This is a genomic window from Methylobacterium phyllostachyos (genome assembly GCF_900103445.1).
In the GTDB taxonomy this organism is placed as follows: Bacteria; Pseudomonadota; Alphaproteobacteria; order Rhizobiales; family Beijerinckiaceae; genus Methylobacterium; species Methylobacterium phyllostachyos.
Genome location: NZ_FNHS01000014.1, coordinates 192,052 through 211,615 on the forward strand (window position 1 = coordinate 192,052; position 19,564 = coordinate 211,615).

The 19,564-nt window shown below is 69.6% G+C and carries 20 protein-coding genes and 1 tRNA gene; 11 read left to right on the plus strand and 10 right to left on the minus strand.

Annotated elements, in window-relative coordinates; all coding sequences use genetic code 11:
* The first annotated feature begins 10 nt into the window (after positions 1-10).
* From BLQ49_RS22020 to glnT, 6 genes are all read left to right on the plus strand, one after another.
* Entirely contained in the window at positions 11-1,342 is a 1,332-nt protein-coding gene (locus BLQ49_RS22020; RefSeq protein ID WP_091719660.1) for an NAD(P)/FAD-dependent oxidoreductase, read from the plus strand.
* A 66-nt stretch (positions 1,343-1,408) separates the two neighbouring features.
* Positions 1,409-2,095, plus strand: a complete 687-nt coding sequence (locus tag BLQ49_RS22025; RefSeq protein WP_208859094.1) for a helix-turn-helix domain-containing protein — start codon at positions 1,409-1,411, stop codon at positions 2,093-2,095.
* Positions 2,096-2,198: 103 nt separating this feature from the next.
* Positions 2,199-3,107 (plus strand): class II glutamine amidotransferase, encoded by a 909-nt coding sequence (locus tag BLQ49_RS22030; protein ID WP_091719662.1) that lies wholly within the window; start codon positions 2,199-2,201, stop codon positions 3,105-3,107.
* Between the two features lie 48 nt (positions 3,108-3,155).
* A complete protein-coding gene (locus BLQ49_RS22035; protein WP_091719664.1) occupies positions 3,156-3,842 on the plus strand; it encodes a GltB/FmdC/FwdC-like GXGXG domain-containing protein in 687 nt (228 codons plus the stop codon).
* Positions 3,843-3,947: 105 nt separating this feature from the next.
* Entirely contained in the window at positions 3,948-5,276 is a 1,329-nt protein-coding gene (locus BLQ49_RS22040) for an FMN-binding glutamate synthase family protein (protein ID WP_091719666.1), read from the plus strand.
* Between the two features lie 74 nt (positions 5,277-5,350).
* Complete coding sequence (glnT, locus tag BLQ49_RS22045; RefSeq protein WP_091719668.1) at positions 5,351-6,658, plus strand: type III glutamate--ammonia ligase; 1,308 nt, start codon at positions 5,351-5,353, stop codon at positions 6,656-6,658.
* A gap of 350 nt (positions 6,659-7,008) precedes the next feature.
* Here the strand turns inward: glnT and BLQ49_RS22050 are convergent.
* Together BLQ49_RS22050 and leuC are read right to left on the minus strand one after the other, a co-directional pair.
* A tRNA-Leu gene (locus BLQ49_RS22050) sits at positions 7,009-7,093 on the minus strand.
* A 67-nt stretch (positions 7,094-7,160) separates the two neighbouring features.
* Entirely contained in the window at positions 7,161-8,573 is a 1,413-nt protein-coding gene (leuC, locus tag BLQ49_RS22055; protein ID WP_091719670.1) for a 3-isopropylmalate dehydratase large subunit, read from the minus strand.
* A gap of 239 nt (positions 8,574-8,812) precedes the next feature.
* Here leuC and BLQ49_RS22060 point away from each other — a divergent pair, with 239 nt between their 5' ends.
* A complete protein-coding gene (locus tag BLQ49_RS22060; protein ID WP_091719672.1) occupies positions 8,813-9,778 on the plus strand; it encodes a 2-hydroxyacid dehydrogenase in 966 nt (321 codons plus the stop codon).
* Positions 9,775-10,656, plus strand: a complete 882-nt coding sequence (locus BLQ49_RS22065; protein WP_091719674.1) for an AprI/Inh family metalloprotease inhibitor — start codon at positions 9,775-9,777, stop codon at positions 10,654-10,656. The genes BLQ49_RS22060 and BLQ49_RS22065 overlap by 4 nt, the downstream gene beginning before the upstream one ends.
* A 2-nt stretch (positions 10,657-10,658) precedes the next feature.
* Here BLQ49_RS22065 and BLQ49_RS22070 read toward each other — a convergent pair whose 3' ends face one another.
* From BLQ49_RS22070 to BLQ49_RS22085, 4 genes are all read right to left on the minus strand, one after another.
* Entirely contained in the window at positions 10,659-11,276 is a 618-nt protein-coding gene (locus tag BLQ49_RS22070; protein ID WP_091719676.1) for a cytochrome b, read from the minus strand.
* A gap of 392 nt (positions 11,277-11,668) precedes the next feature.
* Positions 11,669-12,259 (minus strand): NAD(P)H-dependent oxidoreductase, encoded by a 591-nt coding sequence (locus BLQ49_RS22075; RefSeq protein ID WP_244507715.1) that lies wholly within the window; start codon positions 12,257-12,259, stop codon positions 11,669-11,671.
* A 175-nt stretch (positions 12,260-12,434) separates the two neighbouring features.
* A complete protein-coding gene (locus BLQ49_RS22080) occupies positions 12,435-13,094 on the minus strand; it encodes a class I SAM-dependent methyltransferase (RefSeq protein ID WP_091719678.1) in 660 nt (219 codons plus the stop codon).
* A gap of 2 nt (positions 13,095-13,096) precedes the next feature.
* Positions 13,097-14,257, minus strand: a complete 1,161-nt coding sequence (locus tag BLQ49_RS22085) for a glycosyltransferase family 4 protein (RefSeq protein ID WP_091719679.1) — start codon at positions 14,255-14,257, stop codon at positions 13,097-13,099.
* 134 nt (positions 14,258-14,391) lie between these two features.
* Between BLQ49_RS22085 and BLQ49_RS22090 the strand changes: the two genes are divergently transcribed.
* Positions 14,392-15,609 (plus strand): DNA topoisomerase IB, encoded by a 1,218-nt coding sequence (locus tag BLQ49_RS22090; RefSeq protein WP_091719681.1) that lies wholly within the window; start codon positions 14,392-14,394, stop codon positions 15,607-15,609.
* Between the two features lie 33 nt (positions 15,610-15,642).
* On the opposite strand, the gene BLQ49_RS22095 is transcribed toward BLQ49_RS22090, so the two are convergent.
* A complete protein-coding gene (locus BLQ49_RS22095; protein ID WP_091719683.1) occupies positions 15,643-16,329 on the minus strand; it encodes a LuxR C-terminal-related transcriptional regulator in 687 nt (228 codons plus the stop codon).
* A gap of 212 nt (positions 16,330-16,541) precedes the next feature.
* A complete protein-coding gene (locus BLQ49_RS22100; protein WP_091719685.1) occupies positions 16,542-17,438 on the minus strand; it encodes a GGDEF domain-containing protein in 897 nt (298 codons plus the stop codon).
* Between the two features lie 72 nt (positions 17,439-17,510).
* Here BLQ49_RS22100 and BLQ49_RS22105 point away from each other — a divergent pair, with 72 nt between their 5' ends.
* On the plus strand, positions 17,511-17,867 hold the full coding sequence (locus tag BLQ49_RS22105; RefSeq protein WP_091719687.1) for a hypothetical protein: 357 nt from the start codon (positions 17,511-17,513) through the stop codon (positions 17,865-17,867).
* Here BLQ49_RS22105 and BLQ49_RS22110 read toward each other — a convergent pair.
* Together BLQ49_RS22110 and BLQ49_RS22115 are read right to left on the minus strand one after the other, a co-directional pair.
* Positions 17,839-18,213 carry a hypothetical protein gene (locus tag BLQ49_RS22110; RefSeq protein WP_091719689.1) on the minus strand — a complete coding sequence of 125 codons (375 nt, stop codon included), beginning with the start codon at positions 18,211-18,213 and terminating at the stop codon, positions 17,839-17,841. The two genes, BLQ49_RS22105 and BLQ49_RS22110, sit on opposite strands and share 29 nt — an antisense overlap.
* A gap of 137 nt (positions 18,214-18,350) precedes the next feature.
* Complete coding sequence (locus BLQ49_RS22115; protein WP_091719691.1) at positions 18,351-18,584, minus strand: hypothetical protein; 234 nt, start codon at positions 18,582-18,584, stop codon at positions 18,351-18,353.
* 252 nt (positions 18,585-18,836) lie between these two features.
* Here BLQ49_RS22115 and ruvB point away from each other — a divergent pair.
* The coding region (ruvB, locus tag BLQ49_RS22120) for a Holliday junction branch migration DNA helicase RuvB (RefSeq protein ID WP_091719693.1) at positions 18,837-19,564 on the plus strand (728 nt) is incomplete at its 3' end.

Consider the following 19,564-nt stretch of genomic DNA (forward strand, 5'->3'; position numbering starts at 1 on the left):
TGCGTCAAGAATGCCCGGTCCCACCGTCGATACCGTGACGTCCTCCGCGGATCACCCCGACCGCGCCGATGTGGTGATCGTCGGCGGCGGCATCGTGGGTGTCTCGACGGCGCTCGAACTCGCCGAGCGGGGCCTGTCCGTAGTCCTCTGCGAGAAGGGGATCGTTGCCGGGGAGCAGTCGAGCCGCAACTGGGGCTGGGTGCGCCTGTCGCGTCGCGATCCCCGTGAGATCGACCTGATGGCGGCCTCGATCCGTATCTGGGAGGGCTTGGCCGAACGGGTGGGCTTCGACGTCGGCTACCGGCAATGCGGCATCGTCGTGCCGTTCCACAGCGCCGCCTTCCGGGACAAGAACCTCGCGTGGCTCGACTATCTCAAGGGGACGCAGCTGCGCGTCTCGGCGATCGGCAACGACAGCGTTCGCGACCTCGTGCCGGACATGAATCTGGCCTTCGACGGCGCCCTGTACTCGCCGACGGACGGGCGGGCCGAGCCGCAGCGGGCCGCACCGGCCATCGCGCGCGCCGCCCAGGCCCGGGGGGCGACGATCCTGACGGGCTGCGCGGTGCGCGCCATCGAGACGACGGGCGGCGCGGTCAGCGGGGTGATCACCGAGCGCGGGCGGATCGCGGCGGGCGCGGTCGTGGTGGCGGGTGGGGCGTGGTCGCGTCTTCTCTTGCGCGGCATCGGCGTGACCCTGCCGCAGCTCAAGGTGCTGAACTCCGTCCTGCGCACTGAGCCCCTCGCGGGAGGACCCGAAGTGACGGTACGCGGGCCCGATTTCTCCGTGCGCAAGCGCGCTGACGGCGGTTACACGGTCTCGACGCTCGCGGCGAACATCTACGACCTGACGCCGGACAGTTTCCGGTTCCTGCGCCAGTTCCTGCCGGCCCTGAAGATGGAATGGTCGGCCCTGCGGCCGCGGATCGGCGGCCGGTTCGTCCAGGAATGGCGCGAATCGCGGCGTCCGCGGGCGGGCGAGCCCAGCCCCTTCGAGAAGACCCGGATCCTCGATCCCGAGCCGGATGCCGCCATGGCCGACAGGGCGCTGGCCCAGCTTGCCAAGGCGTTCCCGGTCTTCGCGAGCGCCCGGGTCGCCCAGCGCTGGGCTGGGCTCATCGACGTGACGCCGGACGCGGTGCCGGTCATCTCGCCGGTGGAGGGCCGTCCCGGCCTCATCGTCGCCACCGGCTTCTCCGGGCACGGCTTCGGCCTCGGCCCGGGAGCCGGACGGCTCACCGCCGATCTCGTGACCGGCGCGCCCCCTGTGGTCGATCCGAAAGCCTTCCGGTTCTCGCGCTTCTCCGACGGCTCGAAGATCGTGCCGTTGACAGGCGTGTGACGCCGCGGCAGGGCGCGCCGGGACTCGCGTGGCCCGGGCCTGCGATCGCCGAGGAGGAATCCCGCCATGCCGTCAGGCTCATCGAACCGGACGGCGGGGGAAGCCCCCAGGCAGGCTCGCGAGCCGGTCCTGTCGCAGGATCCGCACGCCGTCCGCGAGCCGCGCGAGAACAACCTCGAACGGGCGATCGGCCACGCAGTGCGCGAGCGCCGGAAACGCCTGGGGATCACCTCGGCGGATCTCGCCGCGACCACGGGCCTGTCACCCGGGATGCTGTCGAAGATCGAGAACGGCAACATCTCGCCGTCCCTGACGACGCTGCAATTGCTCGCCCAGTCGCTCGGCATGCCGATCACCGGCTTCTTCCGGGGCTACGAGGAGGTCCGCAACGCGGTCTTCGTCAAGGCCGGTGAGGGTGTCGAGCTGGAGCGGCGCGGGACGCGGGCCGGGCACCAGTACAACCTGCTCGGGCATATTCACGAGAACACCAGCGGGGTCACGGTCGAGCCGTACCTGATCACGCTCACCACCGATTCGGACGTGTTCCCGACCTTCCAGCACGCGGGCCTGGAGTTTCTCTACATGCTGGAGGGCGAAGTCTTGTACCGCCATGGTGACCAGCACTTCCACATGCAGCCGGGCGACAGCCTGTTCTTCGACGCCGACGCGCCGCACGGCCCGGCGGAGCTGCTCATGCTGCCGGCCCGCTACCTGTCGGTGATCGCCTATCCGCAGGCGAGCAGCCCCGGCTGACCCGCAACGCTACGTTCCTGAGAAGAAATTTTATTTCTTGGCAGTTGATTTTTCCTGCGGTGTCCGCCTATGCTCAAGGCGTACTCACGACGGAGGTGGTGCCATGTGCGGCATCGTCGGATTGTTCCTGAAGGACCCCACCCTGGAGCCGCAGCTCGGCACGTTGCTCGCCGACATGCTCGTCACCATGACGGATCGCGGGCCGGATTCGGCAGGGCTGGCGATCTACGGGCCGCCGACGCCTGGCCTGTCGAAGATCACCGTGCAATCGGCTCAGGCTCTGGTGGACTTTCCCACCCTGGAGCAGCGCCTCGCGGAGGTCTCCGGCGGCTCGGCCCGAGTGGCAGTGAAGAGCTCGCACGCGGTGATCACTGTCGCCTCCGACCGCCTGGAGGCGACGCGGGCTGCACTGAAGGGCCTCTCCTCCGACCTGCGCGTGATGGGCGCAGGCGAGAGTGTCGAGATCTACAAGGAGGTCGGCCTGCCGAAGGATGTGGTGGAGCGCTTCGGCATCGCCGGGATGTCCGGCACCCACGGCATCGGCCACACCCGGATGGCGACGGAATCGGCCGTGACCACGATGGGCGCGCACCCGTTCTCGACGGGCGCTGACCAGTGCCTTGTCCATAACGGCTCGCTGTCGAACCACAACAACCTGCGCCGCAGCCTCGCCCGCGACGGCATGGCCTTCGAGACCCAGAACGACTCCGAGGTCGCGGCCGCCTACCTCACCACCGCGATGGCGCGGGGCCGGGACCTCGGCGCGGCGCTCGCCGGGGCGCTTGAGGATCTCGACGGGTTCTTCACCTTCGTGGTCGGCACCAAGTCCGGCTTCGGCGTGCTGCGCGATCCAATCGCCTGCAAGCCCGCGATCATGGCGGAGACCGACCGCTACGTCGCTTTCGGCTCGGAATACCGGGCGCTGGTCGGCCTGCCGGGGATCGAGACCGCCCGCGTGTGGGAGCCCGAGCCGGCGACCGTCTACTTCTGGGATCAGCGGCAGGCCGCCTGAGCCGCCCCGCTTCCCGCCCGTCACGGATCTCGTCCACGGATCTCGCCCATGCCCGTCTTCGATCTGGCGGCGACGCCCCTGCGCGCCCTGAACCAAGCCCTCCACGGCGTCGCTCCCGGCGCCAACGACACCGCCTTCGAGGTGCTGAACCCGCGTGGCCAACACGCGGTGGCGGTCGGGATCGACGGACCCGTCACCGTCACGGTGCGCGGCTCGGTCGGCTATTACTGCGCCGGCATGAACGACGGCGGCACCGTCACGGTGCAGGGCTCGGCGGGCCCCGGCGTCGCCGAGAACATGATGTCCGGCACGGTCGTGATCGAGGGTGACGCCTCGCAATATGCCGGCGCCACCGGGCGCGGCGGCCTCCTCGTCATCAAGGGCAACGCGGCTTCGCGCTGCGGCATCTCCATGAAGGGGATCGACATCGTCGTGCACGGCTCGATCGGGCACATGTCGGCCTTCATGGGCCAAACCGGCTCCCTGGTGGTGCTGGGCGATGCCGGCGAGGCTCTGGGCGACTCGCTCTACGAGGCGAAGCTGTTCGTCCGCGGCAGCGTCAAGAGTCTCGGGGCCGACTGCATCGAGAAGCCGATGCGCGCCGAGCACCGGGAGCATCTCGCCGTCCTGCTCGACCGCGCCGGGGTGACGGACGTCCGGCCCGAAGAGTTCCGGCGCTACGGCTCGGCCCGCACGCTCTACAGCTTCAACATCGACAACGCCGACGCCTACTGAGAGCGCGCGCCGCCGAAGTGGATGCCGGTTCGGCGTAAGCAAGCGCGTCAAATCAAGGACTTAAAGCCGTTCCCGATCGGGAGCGGCTCAAGCGGGAGACCGGGCATGACCTACCAGAACCCGCCGATGCCGCCGCGCAAGTCGGCGACCTTCGACGACCACACGATGGCGGAGATCCGCCGAGCCGCGGCCACCGGCATCTACGACATCCGCGGCGGCGGCACGAAGCGCAAGCTCCCGCATCTCGACGATCTGCTGTTCCTCGGCGCCTCGATGTCGCGCTACCCGCTGGAGGGCTACCGGGAGACCTGCGGGACAGGCGTCACCCTCGGCACGCGGTTTGCGAAGAAGCCGATCGCGTTGAAGATCCCGATCACCATCGCCGGCATGAGCTTCGGATCCCTCTCGGCCAACGCCAAGGAGGCGCTCGGCCGCGGCGCGAGCCTGGCCGGCACCTCCACCACCACCGGCGACGGCGGCATGACCGACGAGGAGCGCGGCCATTCCGAGATCCTGGTCTATCAGTACCTGCCCTCGCGCTACGGCATGAATCCGCGCGACCTCCGGCGCGCCGACGCCATCGAGGTGGTGGTCGGCCAGGGCGCCAAGCCCGGCGGCGGCGGCATGCTGCTCGGCCAGAAGATCTCCGACCGGGTCGCCGCGATGCGCGATCTGCCGAAGGGCATCGACCAGCGCTCCGCCTGCCGCCACCCGGACTGGACCGGCCCGGACGATCTGGAGATCAAGATCGGCGAATTGCGCGAGATCACCGACTGGGAGAAGCCGATCTACGTGAAGGTGGGCGGCGCCCGGCCCTATTACGACACCGCGCTCGCCGCGAAGGCCGGGGCCGACGTCGTCGTCCTCGACGGTATGCAGGGTGGCACGGCGGCGACGCAGGACGTGTTCATCGAGCATGTCGGCCAGCCGACGCTGGCCTGCATTCGCCCCGCCGTGCAGGCGCTGCAGGATCTCGGCCTGCACCGGAGCGTGCAGCTCGTCATCTCCGGCGGCATCCGCTCGGGCGCGGATGTCGCCAAGGCCATCGCGCTGGGGGCGGACGCGGTCTCGATCGGCACCGCCGCGCTCGTCGCCATCGGCGACAACGACCCGGCCTACGAGGAGGAGTACCGCAAGCTCGGCTCCACCGCGGGCGCCTACGACGACTGGCACGAGGGCCGCGACCCCGCGGGCATCACCACGCAGGATCCCGAGCTGATGGCCCGCCTCGACCCAGTGCGCGCCGGCCGGCGGCTCGCCAACTACCTGAAGGTGATGACCCTGGAGGCGCAGACCATCGCGCGCGCCTGCGGCCACAACCACCTACACAATCTGGAGCCCGAGGATCTCGTGGCGCTGACCCTGGAAGCCGCCGCCATGGCCCGCGTGCCGCTGGCCGGGACCGACTGGTACCCGGGCAAAGCCGGCTTCTAAGCTCAACAACCCCGCCGGTCGCGCCGGAACGGGGCGCGACCGGCCCCCAACCGATCCGCGCTCAGGGGGCTGCCGTGACGACCGACCTTTCCGCCTACGCCGCCGAGCACGGCGTGAAGTACTTCATGATCTCCTACACGGACCTGTTCGGCTGCCAGCGCGCCAAGCTGGTGCCCGCGCAGGCGATCGGCGCCATGCAGCGCGACGGCGCGGGCTTTGCGGGCTTCGCCACCTGGCTCGACCTGACCCCGGCCCATCCCGACCTGTTCGCGATGCCGGACGCCGCCTCGGTGATCCGCCTGCCCTGGAAGCCGGACGTCGCCTGGGTGGCGGCCGACTGCACCATGGCGGACGCCCCCGTCGACCAGGCGCCCCGGGTGGTGCTGAAGCAACTCGTGGCACGGGCCGCCGCCGAGGGCTTGCGGGTGAAGACCGGTGTCGAGGCGGAGTTCTTCCTGCTGAGCCAGGACGGGGCGGCGATCTCCGACCATCACGATCGGGCAGAGAAATCCTGCTACGACCAGCAGGCGCTGATGCGCCGCTACGACGTGATCGCCGAGATCTGCGACCACATGCTGGCTCTGGGCTGGAAGCCCTACCAGAACGACCACGAGGACGCGAACGGCCAGTTCGAGATGAACTGGGAATACGACGATACCCTCGCCACCGCCGACAAGCACGCCTTCTTCAAGTTCATGGTCCGGTCGGTCGCCGAGCGGCACGGCCTGCGGGCGACCTTCATGCCGAAGCCGTTCCCAGGGCTCACCGGCAATGGCTGCCACTGCCACGTCTCGGTGTGGAACATGGCCGGCACCGAGAACGCCTTCGCGGATCCCGAGATGCCATTCGGCCTGTCGACCCGGGGCCGGCATTTCCTGGGTGGGATCATGCGGCACGCGCCCGCGCTCGCCGCGATCACCAACCCGACGGTCAATTCCTACAAGCGCATCAACGCGCCGCGCACGATCTCGGGGGCGACCTGGGCGCCGAACGCCGTGACCTGGACCGGCAACAACCGCACGCACATGGTGCGGGTGCCCGGGCCCGGCCGGTTCGAGTTGCGCCTGCCCGACGGCGCGGCCAACCCCTACCTGCTCCAGGCGGCGATCCTGGCGGCCGGCCTCGACGGGCTCGCGCACGCCGCCGACCCGGGGCCGCACAGCGACATCGACATGTACCGCGACGGCCACACGATCGCTGGCGCTCCGCGCCTGCCGCTCAACCTGCTGGACGCCTTGCGCGCCTTCGAGGCCGACGAGGCCCTGCGGACGAGCCTGGGGAGCACCTTCTCGGCCGCCTATCTCAAGCTGAAGCAGGGTGAGTGGAACAGCTACTGCGCCCATTTCACCGCCTGGGAGCGAGAGACCACGCTCGATGTCTGATTCGAAGTCAGCAGGCACGTAAGATCCGATCCTGCCGGCAACAGCCATCAACAGAGTAGGTCTTGCCGGCACCTGCCGTGGTGCCGGTAGATTGCTCTCGGCATATGATACTTTTGTTCGATGAGGACGCTTCGCGTCGTCATCTGCAATCGTGGACGACCGTTGCCAACTTATGCAATCGGACGCGCCCGCGATGTAACGCGCTGTTCAGTTAGGCCGCCGGCGCTCGAAAGCGTGTCATCGACACGGGGGCTGCGAACCAAGCCCGGATGGGCCGCGCGACGCGAAGGCTTTTCGCACCCCAGAAAAGATAAAGCCCGCCAACAACTTGGCGGGCTCACATCCGTTATTGGTGCCCAGGAAAGGACTCGAACCTTCACCTCTCGCGAGACTGGTACCTGAAACCAGCGCGTCTACCAATTCCGCCACCTGGGCATGTCGTCGGCTATCGGCCGGCGACGGCTCCGTTTAGGCAACCGAGCCGCCGCCGTCAATCGCGATTTCAGCCCCGCGGCCATTCCCGGATGTCGACGAACCGTCCGGCCACAGCCGCCGCCGCCGCCATCGCGGGCGAGACCAGATGCGTGCGCCCGCGCGGACCCTGCCGGCCCTCGAAGTTGCGGTTTGAGGTCGAGGCGCAGCGCTCGCCCGGCCGCAGCTTGTCCGGGTTCATGCCCAGGCACATCGAGCAGCCCGGCTCGCGCCAGTCGAACCCCGCTGCCTTCAGGATCTTGTCGAGACCCTCGGCCTCCGCCTGCGCCTTCACGAGGCCCGAGCCCGGCACGATCATCGCCGAGACGCCGTCGTGCACCTTGCGGTCGCCTACCACCCGCGCAACCTCGCGCAGATCCTCGATCCGCCCATTGGTGCAGGAGCCGATGAAGACCCGGTCGAGGGTAATGTCGGTGATCCGGGTACCCGGCGTCAGCCCCATATAGGCCAGGGCTTTCTCCTTGGACTGCCGCTTGTTCTCGTCGGCGATCTCCGACGGGTCCGGCACGCGGCCCTGGACCGAGATCACGTCCTCCGGGCTCGTGCCCCAGCTGACGATCGGCGGCAGGTTGGCGGCGTCGAGGCGCACCTCGCGGTCGAAGAAGGCGCCCTCGTCCGTGACGAGGCTCTCCCAGTAGCGGCACGCGGTATCGAAGGCCGCGCCCTTCGGGGCCTTGGGCCGGTCCTTCACGTACGCGAAGGTCGTGGCGTCGGGGGCGACCAAGCCGGCCCGTGCCCCGCCCTCGATCGACATGTTGCAGATCGTCATCCGTCCCTCCATCGAGAGGGCGCGGATCGCCTCACCAGCATACTCGATCACGTGGCCGGTGCCGCCCGCGGTGCCGATCTCGCCGATGATCGCCAGGATGATGTCCTTGGCGGTCACCCCCGGCGGCAGGGTGCCGTCGACGGTGACGCGCATGTTTCTGGCCTTGCGCTGCACCAGCGTCTGGGTGGCCAGCACATGCTCGACCTCCGAGGTGCCGATGCCGTGCGCCAGCGATCCGAAGGCGCCGTGCGTCGAGGTGTGGGAGTCGCCGCACACGATGGTCTGGCCGGGCAGCGTGAAGCCCTGCTCCGGACCGATGATGTGAACGATGCCCTGGCGCCGGTCGAAGGCATCGTAGAATTCGACGCCGAAGTCGCGCACGTTCTCGGCCAGCGCCTCGAGCTGGGTCCGGCTCTCGGGATCCTCGATGCCCTGGCTGCGATCGGAGGTCTGGACGTTGTGGTCCACCACCGCCAGCGTCTTCTCCGGGTGGCGCACCCTGCGGCCGGCCGCGCGAAGGCCCTCGAAGGCCTGCGGGCTCGTGACCTCGTGAACGAGGTGCCGGTCGATGTAGAGGAGGCAGGAGCCGTCCGGCTGGACATCGACGACGTGGTCGTCCCAAATCTTGTCGTAAAGGGTGCGCGGGCTGGTCATTGGTCTTCGTCTTCGGAGATGGGGCGGTGCAAAACTCTCGCGATGATGCGGCTTCCTTAGTAGGCATCGCGCACGGTTTGCGAAAGAGGCGAGCCCCGCCGCTGTCAAATGGCCGCCCGGCGCCGGTGGAGGGATGTCAGCGGCTGCGCCGTATCCCGCTGGCGTTGCACCCCGTCGAGGCCCTATGCCGATCGGGGGAGCCGGCCGCATCGCTGAACGGCCGAAGGTGGGAGTGAACGATGCCAGATGCGCCGGCCGAGATCCTGTTCCTGCGGAAGATGCATCCGCTGGTTGAGGCAGCCTTCGAAGGGCGGCACGTCGTCCATAGGTTTGCGGACGCCGCGGATCCCGACGCGCTGCTCGCCGAGGTCGGACCGCGGATCCGGGGGTTGGTGGTCGGGGGCGGGGTGGACGCGTCCCTGATGGACCGGCTGCCGAAGCTCGAACTGATCGCCAATTTCGGGGTCGGCTACGACGCGGTCGATGCCGGGGCGGCGCAAGAGCGCGGTATCGTCGTCACCAACACGCCGGACGTGCTGACCGACGAGGTCGCCGACCTCGCGATCGGCCTCACCCTCGCCACCCTGCGGCGGCTTCCGCAGGCCGACCGCTACCTGCGCGCCGGCCACTGGCCGAAGGCCCCCTTCCCGCTCACCGCCTCCCTGCGCGGGCGGCGCGTCGGCATCCTGGGGCTCGGACGGATCGGGCGGGCGATCGCCAAGCGGCTCGAGAGCTTTGGGGTTGCGATCGACTATCACGGCCGCCGCCGGCAGGCGGACGTACCCTATACCTATCACGACAGCCTGATCGGGATGGCCAAGGCGGTCCACATCCTGATCGTGGTTGCCCCCGGCGGCCCCGAGACCCGCGGGCTGATCGATGCCGCCGTGCTGGAGGCGCTGGGGCCGGAGGGGATCCTGATCAACGTGGCGCGGGGCACGCTCGTCGACGAGGCGGCACTCACCGCGGCGCTGAAGGCCGGCACGATCCTGGGGGCCGGCCTCGACGTGTTCGAGAACGAGCCGCACGTGCCGGAGGACCTCGCTGCCCTCGACAACACGGTGCTGCTGCCACATGTCGGCTCGGCCTCCGAGCACACCCGGGCGGCGATGGCGCAACTCGTCGTCGACAACGTCGTCTCGTGGTTCGAGGGGCGGGGCCCGCTGACGCCCGTCGCCGAGACGCCCTGGAGCCCGCAATCGTGAAGTCGGCATCGGTCGCCCTGCTCGCCGCCCTCGCCCTGTTGCCGTGGCCAGCCTGGGCGCAGGACGATCCTACGGCGCCATCCGAGCCGGATGCCGCGGCCACACCGACCCTGGCGGCACCGCCCGTCGCGCCCCTCGCTGCGCCCCCTGTCCTGCCCGGCCTCCCCGAGCGGGTCAGCGAGGTTCCCGGCACCTGGGATCTCTCGCGCGACGGCACCAACCGGCGCTGCGTGATGACCCTCGTCCTGGACAGCGGCGAGTCCGGGCGACGTCTGCGCTTCCCTGCCGGGTGCCGGCGGGCCTTGCCGATCATGAACGGGATGGCCGGCTGGCTCTTCGTCGACAGGGGGCTGCGGCTTGTTGACCGCAACGTCCGGCCGATCCTGGATTTCTCCCGCCGCCCCGACAAGCGCAGCTACGTCGCCAAGCTGGAGAATGGCGAGCAGTACAGCCTCGTACCCCTCGATACCGTGGCGATGCGTCCGGTCGGTGCGGCGGCCGCGGACCTTGTGCCGGACATGGCGGCCCCGAAGCCCGCCGCCCTCCAGGCGGCGGCACCGGTCCCGGCCGAACTCCAAGCGCCCGCCGTGACGGCCGGGCCAACACCCGCGCCGGGGACCTACGCCCTCGACCGCTTCCAGGAGCGCGACACCTGCCGGATCACGCTGGACGCGGCCGGCGGTGGCGTCCACGTCGTCCCGGGCTGCCATGATGGCGGCCTCGAGGTGTTCGATCCGGTCCGCTGGCGCTACGCCAACGGCCGGATGACCCTCACGGCCAAGCGTGGCCACACCATCGACCTCGTGCCGGGCGGGGACGGGCGCTGGAGGCGCGATCCGGAGGTCGGCACGACCTTCATGCTGCGCCGCGTGGAGTGATCCTACAGCGACAAATTCCGGCCGTCCTGAACCGGCAGCATCCGCTCCAGCAGCCCGTCGCGGCGGATGATGAGGTGCCATGCGGTGCCGGTGATGTGCAGGAGCACCAGGGCATAGACGAACCATTGCCCGACGAGGTGGATCGATTCCGCGATTCTCTGGGGACCCTCGTCCTTGGTCAGGCCCGGGATCGTGAACAGCCAGAAATACGGCGTGTCGCGGCCCGAGAAGGCGCTCAGCAGGTAGCCGCTGATCGGCATGATCAGGAAGATCGCGTAGAGCAGGTAGTGGTTGACGCGCCCGATCAGCGTCAGGAGCCGCGGCGCCTTGGGATCCGGCGGCGCGGGCCGGATCATGCGCCAGACGATCCGCAGGACCACGATCGCCAGGATCGTTAGGCCGACCGACTTGTGCAGGGTGAATAGGGTCCCCTTGGCGGGGGCGGGCGGCAGGCTGACCGCCACCCAGGCAAGGGGCAGGACGGCCAGGACGAGCGCCGCCGTCACCCAGTGCAGGGCCTGCGAGACCGGGTTGTAGCGCGGCAGCCCGGAGGCCGTGACGTAAGTGGCCGGCAGTGCCGTTTGCGCGGCTTTGCCGATCGTGGTCGGAGAACCTGACATGATTCCTCGCGCGAGTGCGTGGTCCTGTCAGCACCTAGGGCCGGCTGCGATCCCGGGGAGTGCGCTACCGCATCGCTTCCGAGGACGTTTCGCAATCCGCAGCTGGGCGGCGGTGCGAATCGGAAATCCCCCGAACTCACCGATTCAGGTCTCAAACTGAAAGCGGTTGCATCTGTGGCTATTCCCGCCCCGCCGAGGCTACGGAAATCCACACCTCCAGGCACCAAAGCCGTGAGAGCAGAGCGCATTTCCCTCCCCATCCCCACAAGGAGACGAGAGAGTTTCGCGGCTGATGAGGCCTGAACCCTAGTCGTCCATCGAAGGAGGATGGAGAGGCGCGGTCAGCTACATCCTTCAAGCCTGACCGTCATGTCCCGCTGCTCCCGAGAGCCTCACCGCGCGTTCAAGACCGCCACGTCGACTGGCCGCGCCACGTCGATGAGCGCTGCGAGTTCCGCCGCTGCGCTGCCGAGCCGGGCCGCCACGGTCTGATCCAGGATCTGGCCATCCGCCATGTCGTCGGAGCCCGCATAGACTGAGGTCGGCGCCACATGCGCGGCGAAGAAGCCGAACAGGGGCCGCAGGCTGTGCTCGACCACGAGGGCGTGGCGCAACCCGCCCCCCGTGGCGGTGAGTGCCACCGGCATCCCCGCCATCCGGGCCGGATCCACGAAGTCGAACACGTGCTTGAACAGCCCGGCGTAACCGCCTTGATAGACGGGCGTTCCGACGATCAGTGCATCTGCGCCCTCGATCGCCTCGATGAGCTGCGCGGCCGAGGCCGACAGTTCGTCGCGCTGCGTGGCGCCGAGGCCCGGGCCGGCATCGATCAGGTCGTAGACCGCCAGGTCGATCCGGCGCAGGCGGCCGAGTTCGGCCCCGAGCGCCTCGACCAGGATGCGAGTTCGGGACGGGCGCTTGGCGCTTCCCGAGAAGGCGACGACGCGGGCAGGATGCGGCATGGCGCTCAACGGCTTGTTCATCGGATGACCTTCCGCGGCGGGACGCCCGGGTTCGGGATGTCGAACGATCTGGCGCCTGCCCGACAGGCCGCGGGGGCCACGCCGAGGGTAGCGCATTTCGGCCCGGGAAGAACCCTCGCCGCGCGCGCGCGCCGCACTTGGGTGAATCGATCGGGATGGATGTTCCAAGCGATGCTCATGGCCGCAACCGCCAGACGTGGCTACGCTTGATCTCGGCATCCTCCAGGGCGCGCGAAACGGGAACCGAATAGCTCGCCAAGCAGTCGAGCCGGTCGCGCGGCAGGTAGGTGCGGCCCGGATCGCCGATCAGGACCTGAACGCCGCGGCCCTGCAGCGCGCAGAGCCACCCCGTCACCGCCTCGGCGAGGTCGCGCTCGTAGAAAACGTCGGCTGCCAGAACGAGATCGACCGCGGGATCCGTCCCGAGCAGGTCGTCGGCGACTGGCTCGATCACGCCCGCCACGCCGTTGGCCGTGGCGTTCAGGCGGATCGTCGCCATGGCGAAGGGGTCGAGGTCGCTCGCGGTCACGTGCCGGGCGCCGGCCCGCGCCGCCGCGATCGCCACGAGGCCGGAGCCCGACGCAAAGTCGATGGCCCGGGCGCCGGCCACGAGCGCCGGATTGTCGAGGATGTAGCGGGCGAGCGCCTGACCGCCCGCCCAGGCGAAGGCCCAGAATGGCGGCGGCAGGCCGATCGCCTCCAGCTCCTCCTCGGTCTTCTCCCACAGGGCGGTCGCCTCGTCGGCGACGTGGAGGCTGATCTCGGGGGCGTGGGGTACCGGCAGCAGGCGGGTATGGGCGCGGATGAAGCCTTCGGGATCGTCGGGCGGGCGCATCTTCAACCCTCCAGCAGATCGCGCCAGAGGGCGCAGACGGCCTCGGTCACCGCGGCCTCGGTGAAGCCCCCGGACTCGATCCGCGCCCGCGCCGCCGCGCCGAGGCTCGCCACGAGCGCCGGATCGCGGCTCAGCCGAACCAAGGCCTGTGCCAAAGCCGGCGCGTCGTCAGTCGGGACGAGCAGACCCTCGACGCCGTCGCGCACGAGGCTGCGGCAGCCCGGAACGTCCGAGGCGACCAGCGCCCGGCCGCAGGCGGCGGCCTCCAGCAGGGTGCGCGGCAGCCCTTCCCCGCCCCGGGATGGCAGGCAGGCGACATGGTGGGACGCCCAGACACCGGCCACGTCGGCGGTGGGCCCGTGCCAAGCGACGCCGTCGCGGCTCCAATCCCGCAGCGTCGCCTCGGCGATCGCGCGCCGGTTCGACGGGTCGGGCGCGCCGTAGAGATTGAGCTCGACCGGCGCGCCCTGCGCACGGGCAAGGCGGACGGCCTCCACGGCCACATCGATCCCCTTCGACCACAGCATGCGCGCGACGAGCGCGACCCGCAGGGGCGGCGTCGGCGGCAAGGGCTGCGGCTGGTAGGCGGCGAGGTCCACCCCCGCGCCGCCGACCACGGTGACCGCCTGGTCCAGCGGATCGAGGCCCAGCGCCCGGGCGTCGTCCGGGTTCTCGAACAGGAAGCGCGTGCGCGACGAGGCGAGCGGGCCGCGGATCAGCGTCCGCAGGGCGAGCCGCGCCGCGGACCCGAGCCGGTCCTTGCGGGCGCCCACGAGGCCGAGGCCGGTCAGGGCGTAGACCCGCGCCGGGATGCCGGCCATCGCGGCGGCGGTCCCGCCGATCAGGATCCCGCGCAGCGCGATGCAGTGGACGATATCGGCCCGGAGCGCCTTCAGGATCCCGGCGAGCTGCCCGGCCGCGTAGCCCGCCGCCATGGGGCTGAGGCTCGACCGTTCCGCCTCCAGGGGCACGACGCGCGCGCCGGTCGCCTCGATGGCCGCGCGGTGCGCGCGGACCCGCGTGACGACGGTGACCGACAGGCCCATGGCGATCGCGGCCCGCGCCATCGGCAGGAAGTGCGAGGCGAAGAACCAATCTTCGGTCACCACGAAGGCAAGATTACGCATTGGGGCGGGCAGGTTTTCGGGGGCGGCGCTCGTCATCGCAGCCCTCTAGCACGGCGTGGCCGATTGGCCTGCGGCGGATGCGCAGGCGAGGAACAGCGCTCCCGCGCCGCCGGTTGACCAGAGCCTTCTCGCCGGCCCGGCAGCCGGCTGCGTATGTGAGGGAACGGGCGATGGCGGCTGTCGAAACAGAAGAGGGCGGCAGGAACCTGCGGGAGGCCGCGGAGGAGGCCGGGCTTGCTTACGTCGATGACAGCCGGCCGGGCCTGACCCGCAAGCGCAGCGGCACAGGCTTCCGCTACCTCGACGCGAAGGGCGCGCCGCTTCGCGACAAAGCGGTGCTGGCTCGCATCAAGGCGCTCGCCATCCCCCCGGCCTACACCGATGTCTGGATCTGCCCCCGCCGCAACGGCCACATCCAGGCGACCGGCCGGGACGCCAAGGGGCGCAAGCAGTACCGCTACCATCCGGATTTCCGGCAGGCCCGGGAGGCCAACAAGTTCTCGCGGATCATGGCCTTCGCGGACGCCCTGCCGGGCATCCGCCAGCGGGTCGATGCCGACATGAAGCGGCCGGGCCTCCCCCGCGACAAGGTGCTCGCCACGGTGGTCCATCTGCTCGAAACGACGCTGATCCGGGTCGGTAATGACGATTACGCGCGCACCAACAAGAGCTATGGGCTCACCACCCTGCGCGACCCCCATGTCCGGATCGAGGGCTCGGCCCTGTCGTTCCGTTTCAAGGGCAAGAGCGGCAAGACCTGGGATGTCGCCCTGAAGGACCGCCGCGTCGCCCGGATCGTGAAGGCCTGTCAGGACCTGCCCGGGCAGGAGCTGTTCCAGTATATCGACGGGGACGGCACCCAGCGCGACGTCACCTCCTCGGACGTGAACGCCTACTTGCGCGAGATCACGGGCGAGGATTTCACCGCCAAGGATTTCCGCACCTGGGCCGGCACCGTGCTGGCCGCCCTGGCGCTGCGCGAATTCGAGAGTTTCGACAGCGACGCGGCCGCCAAGCGCAACGTCCGGGCCGCGATCGAGAGCGTGGCGGGGCGGCTGGGCAACACGCCGACCATCTGCCGCAAATGCTACATCCATCCGCAGGTCCTCGACTGCTACATGGAGGGGGGCCTGCTCCTGCACGTGAAGGATGTGGTCGAGTCGGAGCTGAGCCAGGATCTCTCCAGCCTCCGCTCCGAGGAGGCCGCCGTGCTGGCGCTGCTCCAGGCGCGGCTCGCTGCCAGCGAGGACGCGGCGCGGGACGGCAAGCGGGTTAAGCCGGCCGGCAAGCGGAGTTCGCCGGGGCGGAAGGCGCGGAACAAGGCCTCGGCTTCGAAAGCGGAGCGCCCGTCGCGCAGCGGATCCGAAGTGCGGGTCGGGGCCGCCTGAGGCGGCCACCACCCACGGTCTTACCCGGTCCGGTCAGTGCCGCGACTGGCTGTCGTTGCCCGACGGCCGCCGGTCGATGGTGCGCCGGACCTGATCGCCCGAATCCACCACCGGTGCCAGACCGAGCTGGCGAGCGAGGGAGACGAGATCCTTCAGCCGGCCGGTCTGCGTCTTGCGGCGCAGGTTGAGCCGGTGCGTCTCCACCGTGCGGACGCTGAGCGCGAGGCGCCGGGCCACCTCCTTGTTGCTGAAGCCCGAGCTGAGGAAGCGCAGCACCTCGGCCTCGCGCGGCGTGAGCCCCAGGCTGTCGGCCGGCTCGTTCGCCAACGACAGGGGCTGCTCCGGCGGTACGAGGCAGTCGGAACCCTCCGCCAGGGCAAGCAGCGCCGCCGCGAGTTCGCGCGGGGCCTTCGAGCGGGCCACGAAGGCGTCGGCACCCGCAGCCAGCAGGGCGCGCAGATCGTCCGCCGTCAGCGCGCCGAACACCACCAGGGTGCGCAGGTGCGGCTGCCGTTCCTTGAGATCGACGATGCGTGCGATCCCGTCGGCGAGCCGGATCTCGTCGAGGAAGACCAGCGCGACCGCGGAACCGGCCTCGGCCATATCCAGATCGGCCGCGCCGATCGTGTGGAATTCCGGCATGTGTTCCAGGGTCGCACGGACGGTTGCGCTCAGGTCCTGCGGTTCATCCAGGATCAGGACGCCAACAGCGGTACTCATTGCCTCGCACTCCGCTCTCCCGGCTCGATACAAGCGACCGGGATCGGAGACTAGGTTCCAAGAACTGTTCCAGCGGGCGTTCGTCAATATTAAGCTTGATATCGGCATATATGCCGACAATTCAGATAAATTCTCGGCGGTCGCGTCCCGATCCGGGACTTGCCTGCAACGTGCTTAACGGCACTGTTCCGATATGGGGCAGCGGGACTGGCTCATTGCGCGACGATTGGCACCGCGTCCGGTGTCGATGCCACGACGCGGTTCCGCCCGCCGCTTTTGGCTGCGTAGAGGGCGATATCGGCACGCTTGATCAGCGCCTCGACACTGTCTCCGTCGGCCCAGGTGCTGACGCCGAAGCTGCAACTCAGCGTGACGGTGGCGTCGCCCGCACGAATCCGCAGATCCTGCACGTTCGAGCGCAGGCGCTCGGCCCGCGTGGTGGCTTCCGACAGACAGCACCGCGGCAGGATCAGGGCGAACTCCTCGCCGCCGAGCCGACCGCCGATGCCCTCCCCGGCGATCAGATCGGCCACCGCGGTGATCGCGCGGTCGCCGGTATCGTGCCCGTGCTGGTCGTTGATGCGCTTGAAGTGGTCGATATCGGCCAGGATCGCCGAGACTCCGCCCGGATGGCTATTCCGCTCCGCCGCGATCCGGGCCCGGTTGAAGAAGGCGCGCCGGTTCAGCGCGCCGGTCAGCGGATCTGTCTCGGCGAGGCGGATCAACTCCTCCTGCATGGTGGTCAGGCGCTCGGCGGCGCGCAGCCGGGCATTCAGCTCCTCCGCGCTCGGCGGCTTCTCGATGAAGTCGTCCGCGCCGCTGTCGAGGGCCTCGGCCAAGCTGCGGACGTTGCGCACCGACGACATCGTGATGACGTGGAGCGGCCCCCGCTCCTCCGCAATCAGGCGTGCGGACCAGCACAGTTCGAGACCGCATAGCGGCCGCACCTCCAGGCTGGTGATCAGAACGCGGACCGTGGGCGTCGCCCTGAGAAACCCGAGCGCCTCCGCCGAATCCGTGAAGGCATGCACGGCGTGTCCGCGCGGCTCGATCAGCGACGCGATGATCTGAAGGACGACACGGCTCGAATCGACGATGACGATCTGCATGGCGGACCTGAGATTGATATCTGCAGGGTACGCCAAAAGACTTAACCTACCCACAACGGGATGGATGTCAGTATGAGCTTGGCAATAACTACCCCGGACAAGCGCTATATCGTTGTCCGCGGACGACTTTGGCGCTGTGCCAACCCTGACCTCTCGTCGGAGCGGCGGGCGATGCTGGTATCCGAATTGATGGCGGCACGCCGCGCCGTGAAGGAGGCCAAGCGGGCCGAACGCGCGGGCGAGGCGGACGCGGCCGGGGCTCTGGCCGCCGCCCGTGACGCGGTGAACGCCGCCAAGATCGCGCTCGGCGAGCGTGGGCCGGTCTGGTGGCGCGACGGCGCGCCGGACCTGAATCGGCATCTGGTCCGCACCACGCCTTATGCGGCGTGGTATGCCGCGCTCAGCGACGAGGAACCTGAATCGCGATGATCCGAGCGCCCGTCGTGCGATCCTCCTCCAGGGCGCCGAGCTGGCGGCGCGCCTTCGGGCTACCGGTACGAATGACGGTGAGGGACGGTTGTGCCGTAGGGGCGGCTGCGATGCCGCTGACCGTCGGGACCCCGTAGGTGCCATAGCTCCACGGGGACGGGACGATCTGCGTGGGACTGGGCACGTGGGTCAGGGGTGCGCCGATATAATCACCGCGCACGAATTCTCCGGCGAAGCCGTATGTGTCCGCATAGGCGGGCGCGTAGGGAGCGCCGCCGTAACCCTGCGCCGAGGCCGGCGCAGCCAGGATGAGGGCGAGGAGCGGCAGAGTTGTCCGGATCGCCATGGGCCGTTCCGTTGCGTGTCGGCACGACAGCGTCGCGCAGGATGCTGGGAAACCGACCCAACCCGACGCCGTTCCGCGATCCCAGCCGCGAAGAGTGCGTAAGTCCGATCCGTATATCCTGCCGGTCCTGAGGCGTCTCAGCGGCAGGTCGTGATCCGGCGGACCACCCAGCCCTCGCCTTCGATCCACAGGCGGCGGCGTGACCGGCTGCAACTCGCGTCGTCGTCACGTTCGATGCTGGCGGCGGCGTGAACCGGGGACCCGGCATCCGCCACCTTGGTCTCGGTCTGGGTGTCGGCGGCCTGGGTGGCCGTGGCCGCCAGAAGAAACGCGGCGCTCGCCAAGCCGAGTGCGGTCGTTCGAAGGATCATGTCGCGGGAGGGCTCTGGCAACGTGTCGGGCGGGGTGCTGCAGGAATGCGCGGGCGTCTGCTTTGGTTTCATCGCGGGCGGTGGATGACGTGCGCCCCCGCGCGTCACGGTGGTGCTTAGACTTCCCGGCAATCGCCGCTAAAGGAGGTCTGACCCGTACGTGACGGCTCCCGGAACCGCCTGCAGATGCCCCCTGATCGGGGGACTTGTTGCGCTCCGGCTTGGGAGCCGGGGGCCGGAAGCAAAGGGTCTATGAGCAAGCCGAAACCGCCGACCAACGCGCTGCTGACGCCGGAGAAGCGGGCCGAGGACGTCGACCAGACGATCCGCCCGCTGAGCCTGGCCGAGTTCATCGGTCAGCGGGCGGCCCGGGCCAACATGCAGATCTTCATCGAGGCCGCCCGCAAGACCGGCCAGGCCCTCGACCACGTGCTGTTCGTCGGCCCCCCGGGCCTCGGCAAGACCACGCTCGCCCAGATCGTCGCCCGCGAGCTCGGGGTCAACTTCCGCTCAACCTCCGGGCCGGTCATCGCCAAGGCCGGCGATCTCGCCGCTCAGCTCACCAACCTCGACGAGCGCGACGTCCTGTTCATCGACGAGATCCACCGCCTCAACCCGGCGGTGGAGGAGATCCTCTACCCGGCCATGGAGGATTACCAGCTCGACCTGATCATCGGCGAGGGTCCGGCGGCGCGCTCGGTCAAGATCGATCTGCCCAAGTTCACGCTGGTCGGCGCCACCACGCGCGCGGGCCTGCTGACCACGCCGCTGCGCGACCGGTTCGGCATCCCGATCCGGCTGGAGTTCTACGAGATCGACGAGCTGGAGCAGATCGTGGCCCGCGGGGCGCGGGTTCTCGGCCTCGGCATGTCGGCCGAGGGGGCCAACGAGATCGCACGGCGCGCGCGCGGCACGCCGCGGATCGCGGGGCGGCTGCTGCGGCGGGTGCGCGATTTCGCCGTGGTGGCGGAGGCCGAGAC

Bases quoted from the DNA above. Each gene is read 5' to 3' on its own strand.
- BLQ49_RS22080 (WP_091719678.1), bottom strand. From the start codon at position 13,094: ATGCGCCCGCCCGACGATCCCGAAGGCTTCATCCGCGCCCATACCCGC.
- BLQ49_RS22035 (WP_091719664.1), top strand. From the start codon at position 3,156: ATGCCCGTCTTCGATCTGGCGGCGACGCCCCTGCGCGCCCTGAACCAA.
- BLQ49_RS22040 (WP_091719666.1), top strand. From the start codon at position 3,948: ATGACCTACCAGAACCCGCCGATGCCGCCGCGCAAGTCGGCGACCTTC.
- BLQ49_RS22110 (WP_091719689.1), bottom strand. From the start codon at position 18,213: ATGGCGATCCGGACAACTCTGCCGCTCCTCGCCCTCATCCTGGCTGCG.
- BLQ49_RS22105 (WP_091719687.1), top strand. From the start codon at position 17,511: ATGAGCTTGGCAATAACTACCCCGGACAAGCGCTATATCGTTGTCCGC.
- leuC (WP_091719670.1), bottom strand. From the start codon at position 8,573: ATGACCAGCCCGCGCACCCTTTACGACAAGATTTGGGACGACCACGTC.
- BLQ49_RS22030 (WP_091719662.1), top strand. From the start codon at position 2,199: ATGTGCGGCATCGTCGGATTGTTCCTGAAGGACCCCACCCTGGAGCCG.
- BLQ49_RS22020 (WP_091719660.1), top strand. From the start codon at position 11: ATGCCCGGTCCCACCGTCGATACCGTGACGTCCTCCGCGGATCACCCC.
- BLQ49_RS22090 (WP_091719681.1), top strand. From the start codon at position 14,392: ATGGCGGCTGTCGAAACAGAAGAGGGCGGCAGGAACCTGCGGGAGGCC.
- BLQ49_RS22115 (WP_091719691.1), bottom strand. From the start codon at position 18,584: ATGATCCTTCGAACGACCGCACTCGGCTTGGCGAGCGCCGCGTTTCTT.
- BLQ49_RS22075 (WP_244507715.1), bottom strand. From the start codon at position 12,259: ATGAACAAGCCGTTGAGCGCCATGCCGCATCCTGCCCGCGTCGTCGCC.
- BLQ49_RS22025 (WP_208859094.1), top strand. From the start codon at position 1,409: ATGCCGTCAGGCTCATCGAACCGGACGGCGGGGGAAGCCCCCAGGCAG.
- BLQ49_RS22095 (WP_091719683.1), bottom strand. From the start codon at position 16,329: ATGAGTACCGCTGTTGGCGTCCTGATCCTGGATGAACCGCAGGACCTG.
- BLQ49_RS22060 (WP_091719672.1), top strand. From the start codon at position 8,813: ATGCCAGATGCGCCGGCCGAGATCCTGTTCCTGCGGAAGATGCATCCG.
- BLQ49_RS22085 (WP_091719679.1), bottom strand. From the start codon at position 14,257: ATGACGAGCGCCGCCCCCGAAAACCTGCCCGCCCCAATGCGTAATCTT.
- BLQ49_RS22100 (WP_091719685.1), bottom strand. From the start codon at position 17,438: ATGCAGATCGTCATCGTCGATTCGAGCCGTGTCGTCCTTCAGATCATC.
- BLQ49_RS22070 (WP_091719676.1), bottom strand. From the start codon at position 11,276: ATGTCAGGTTCTCCGACCACGATCGGCAAAGCCGCGCAAACGGCACTG.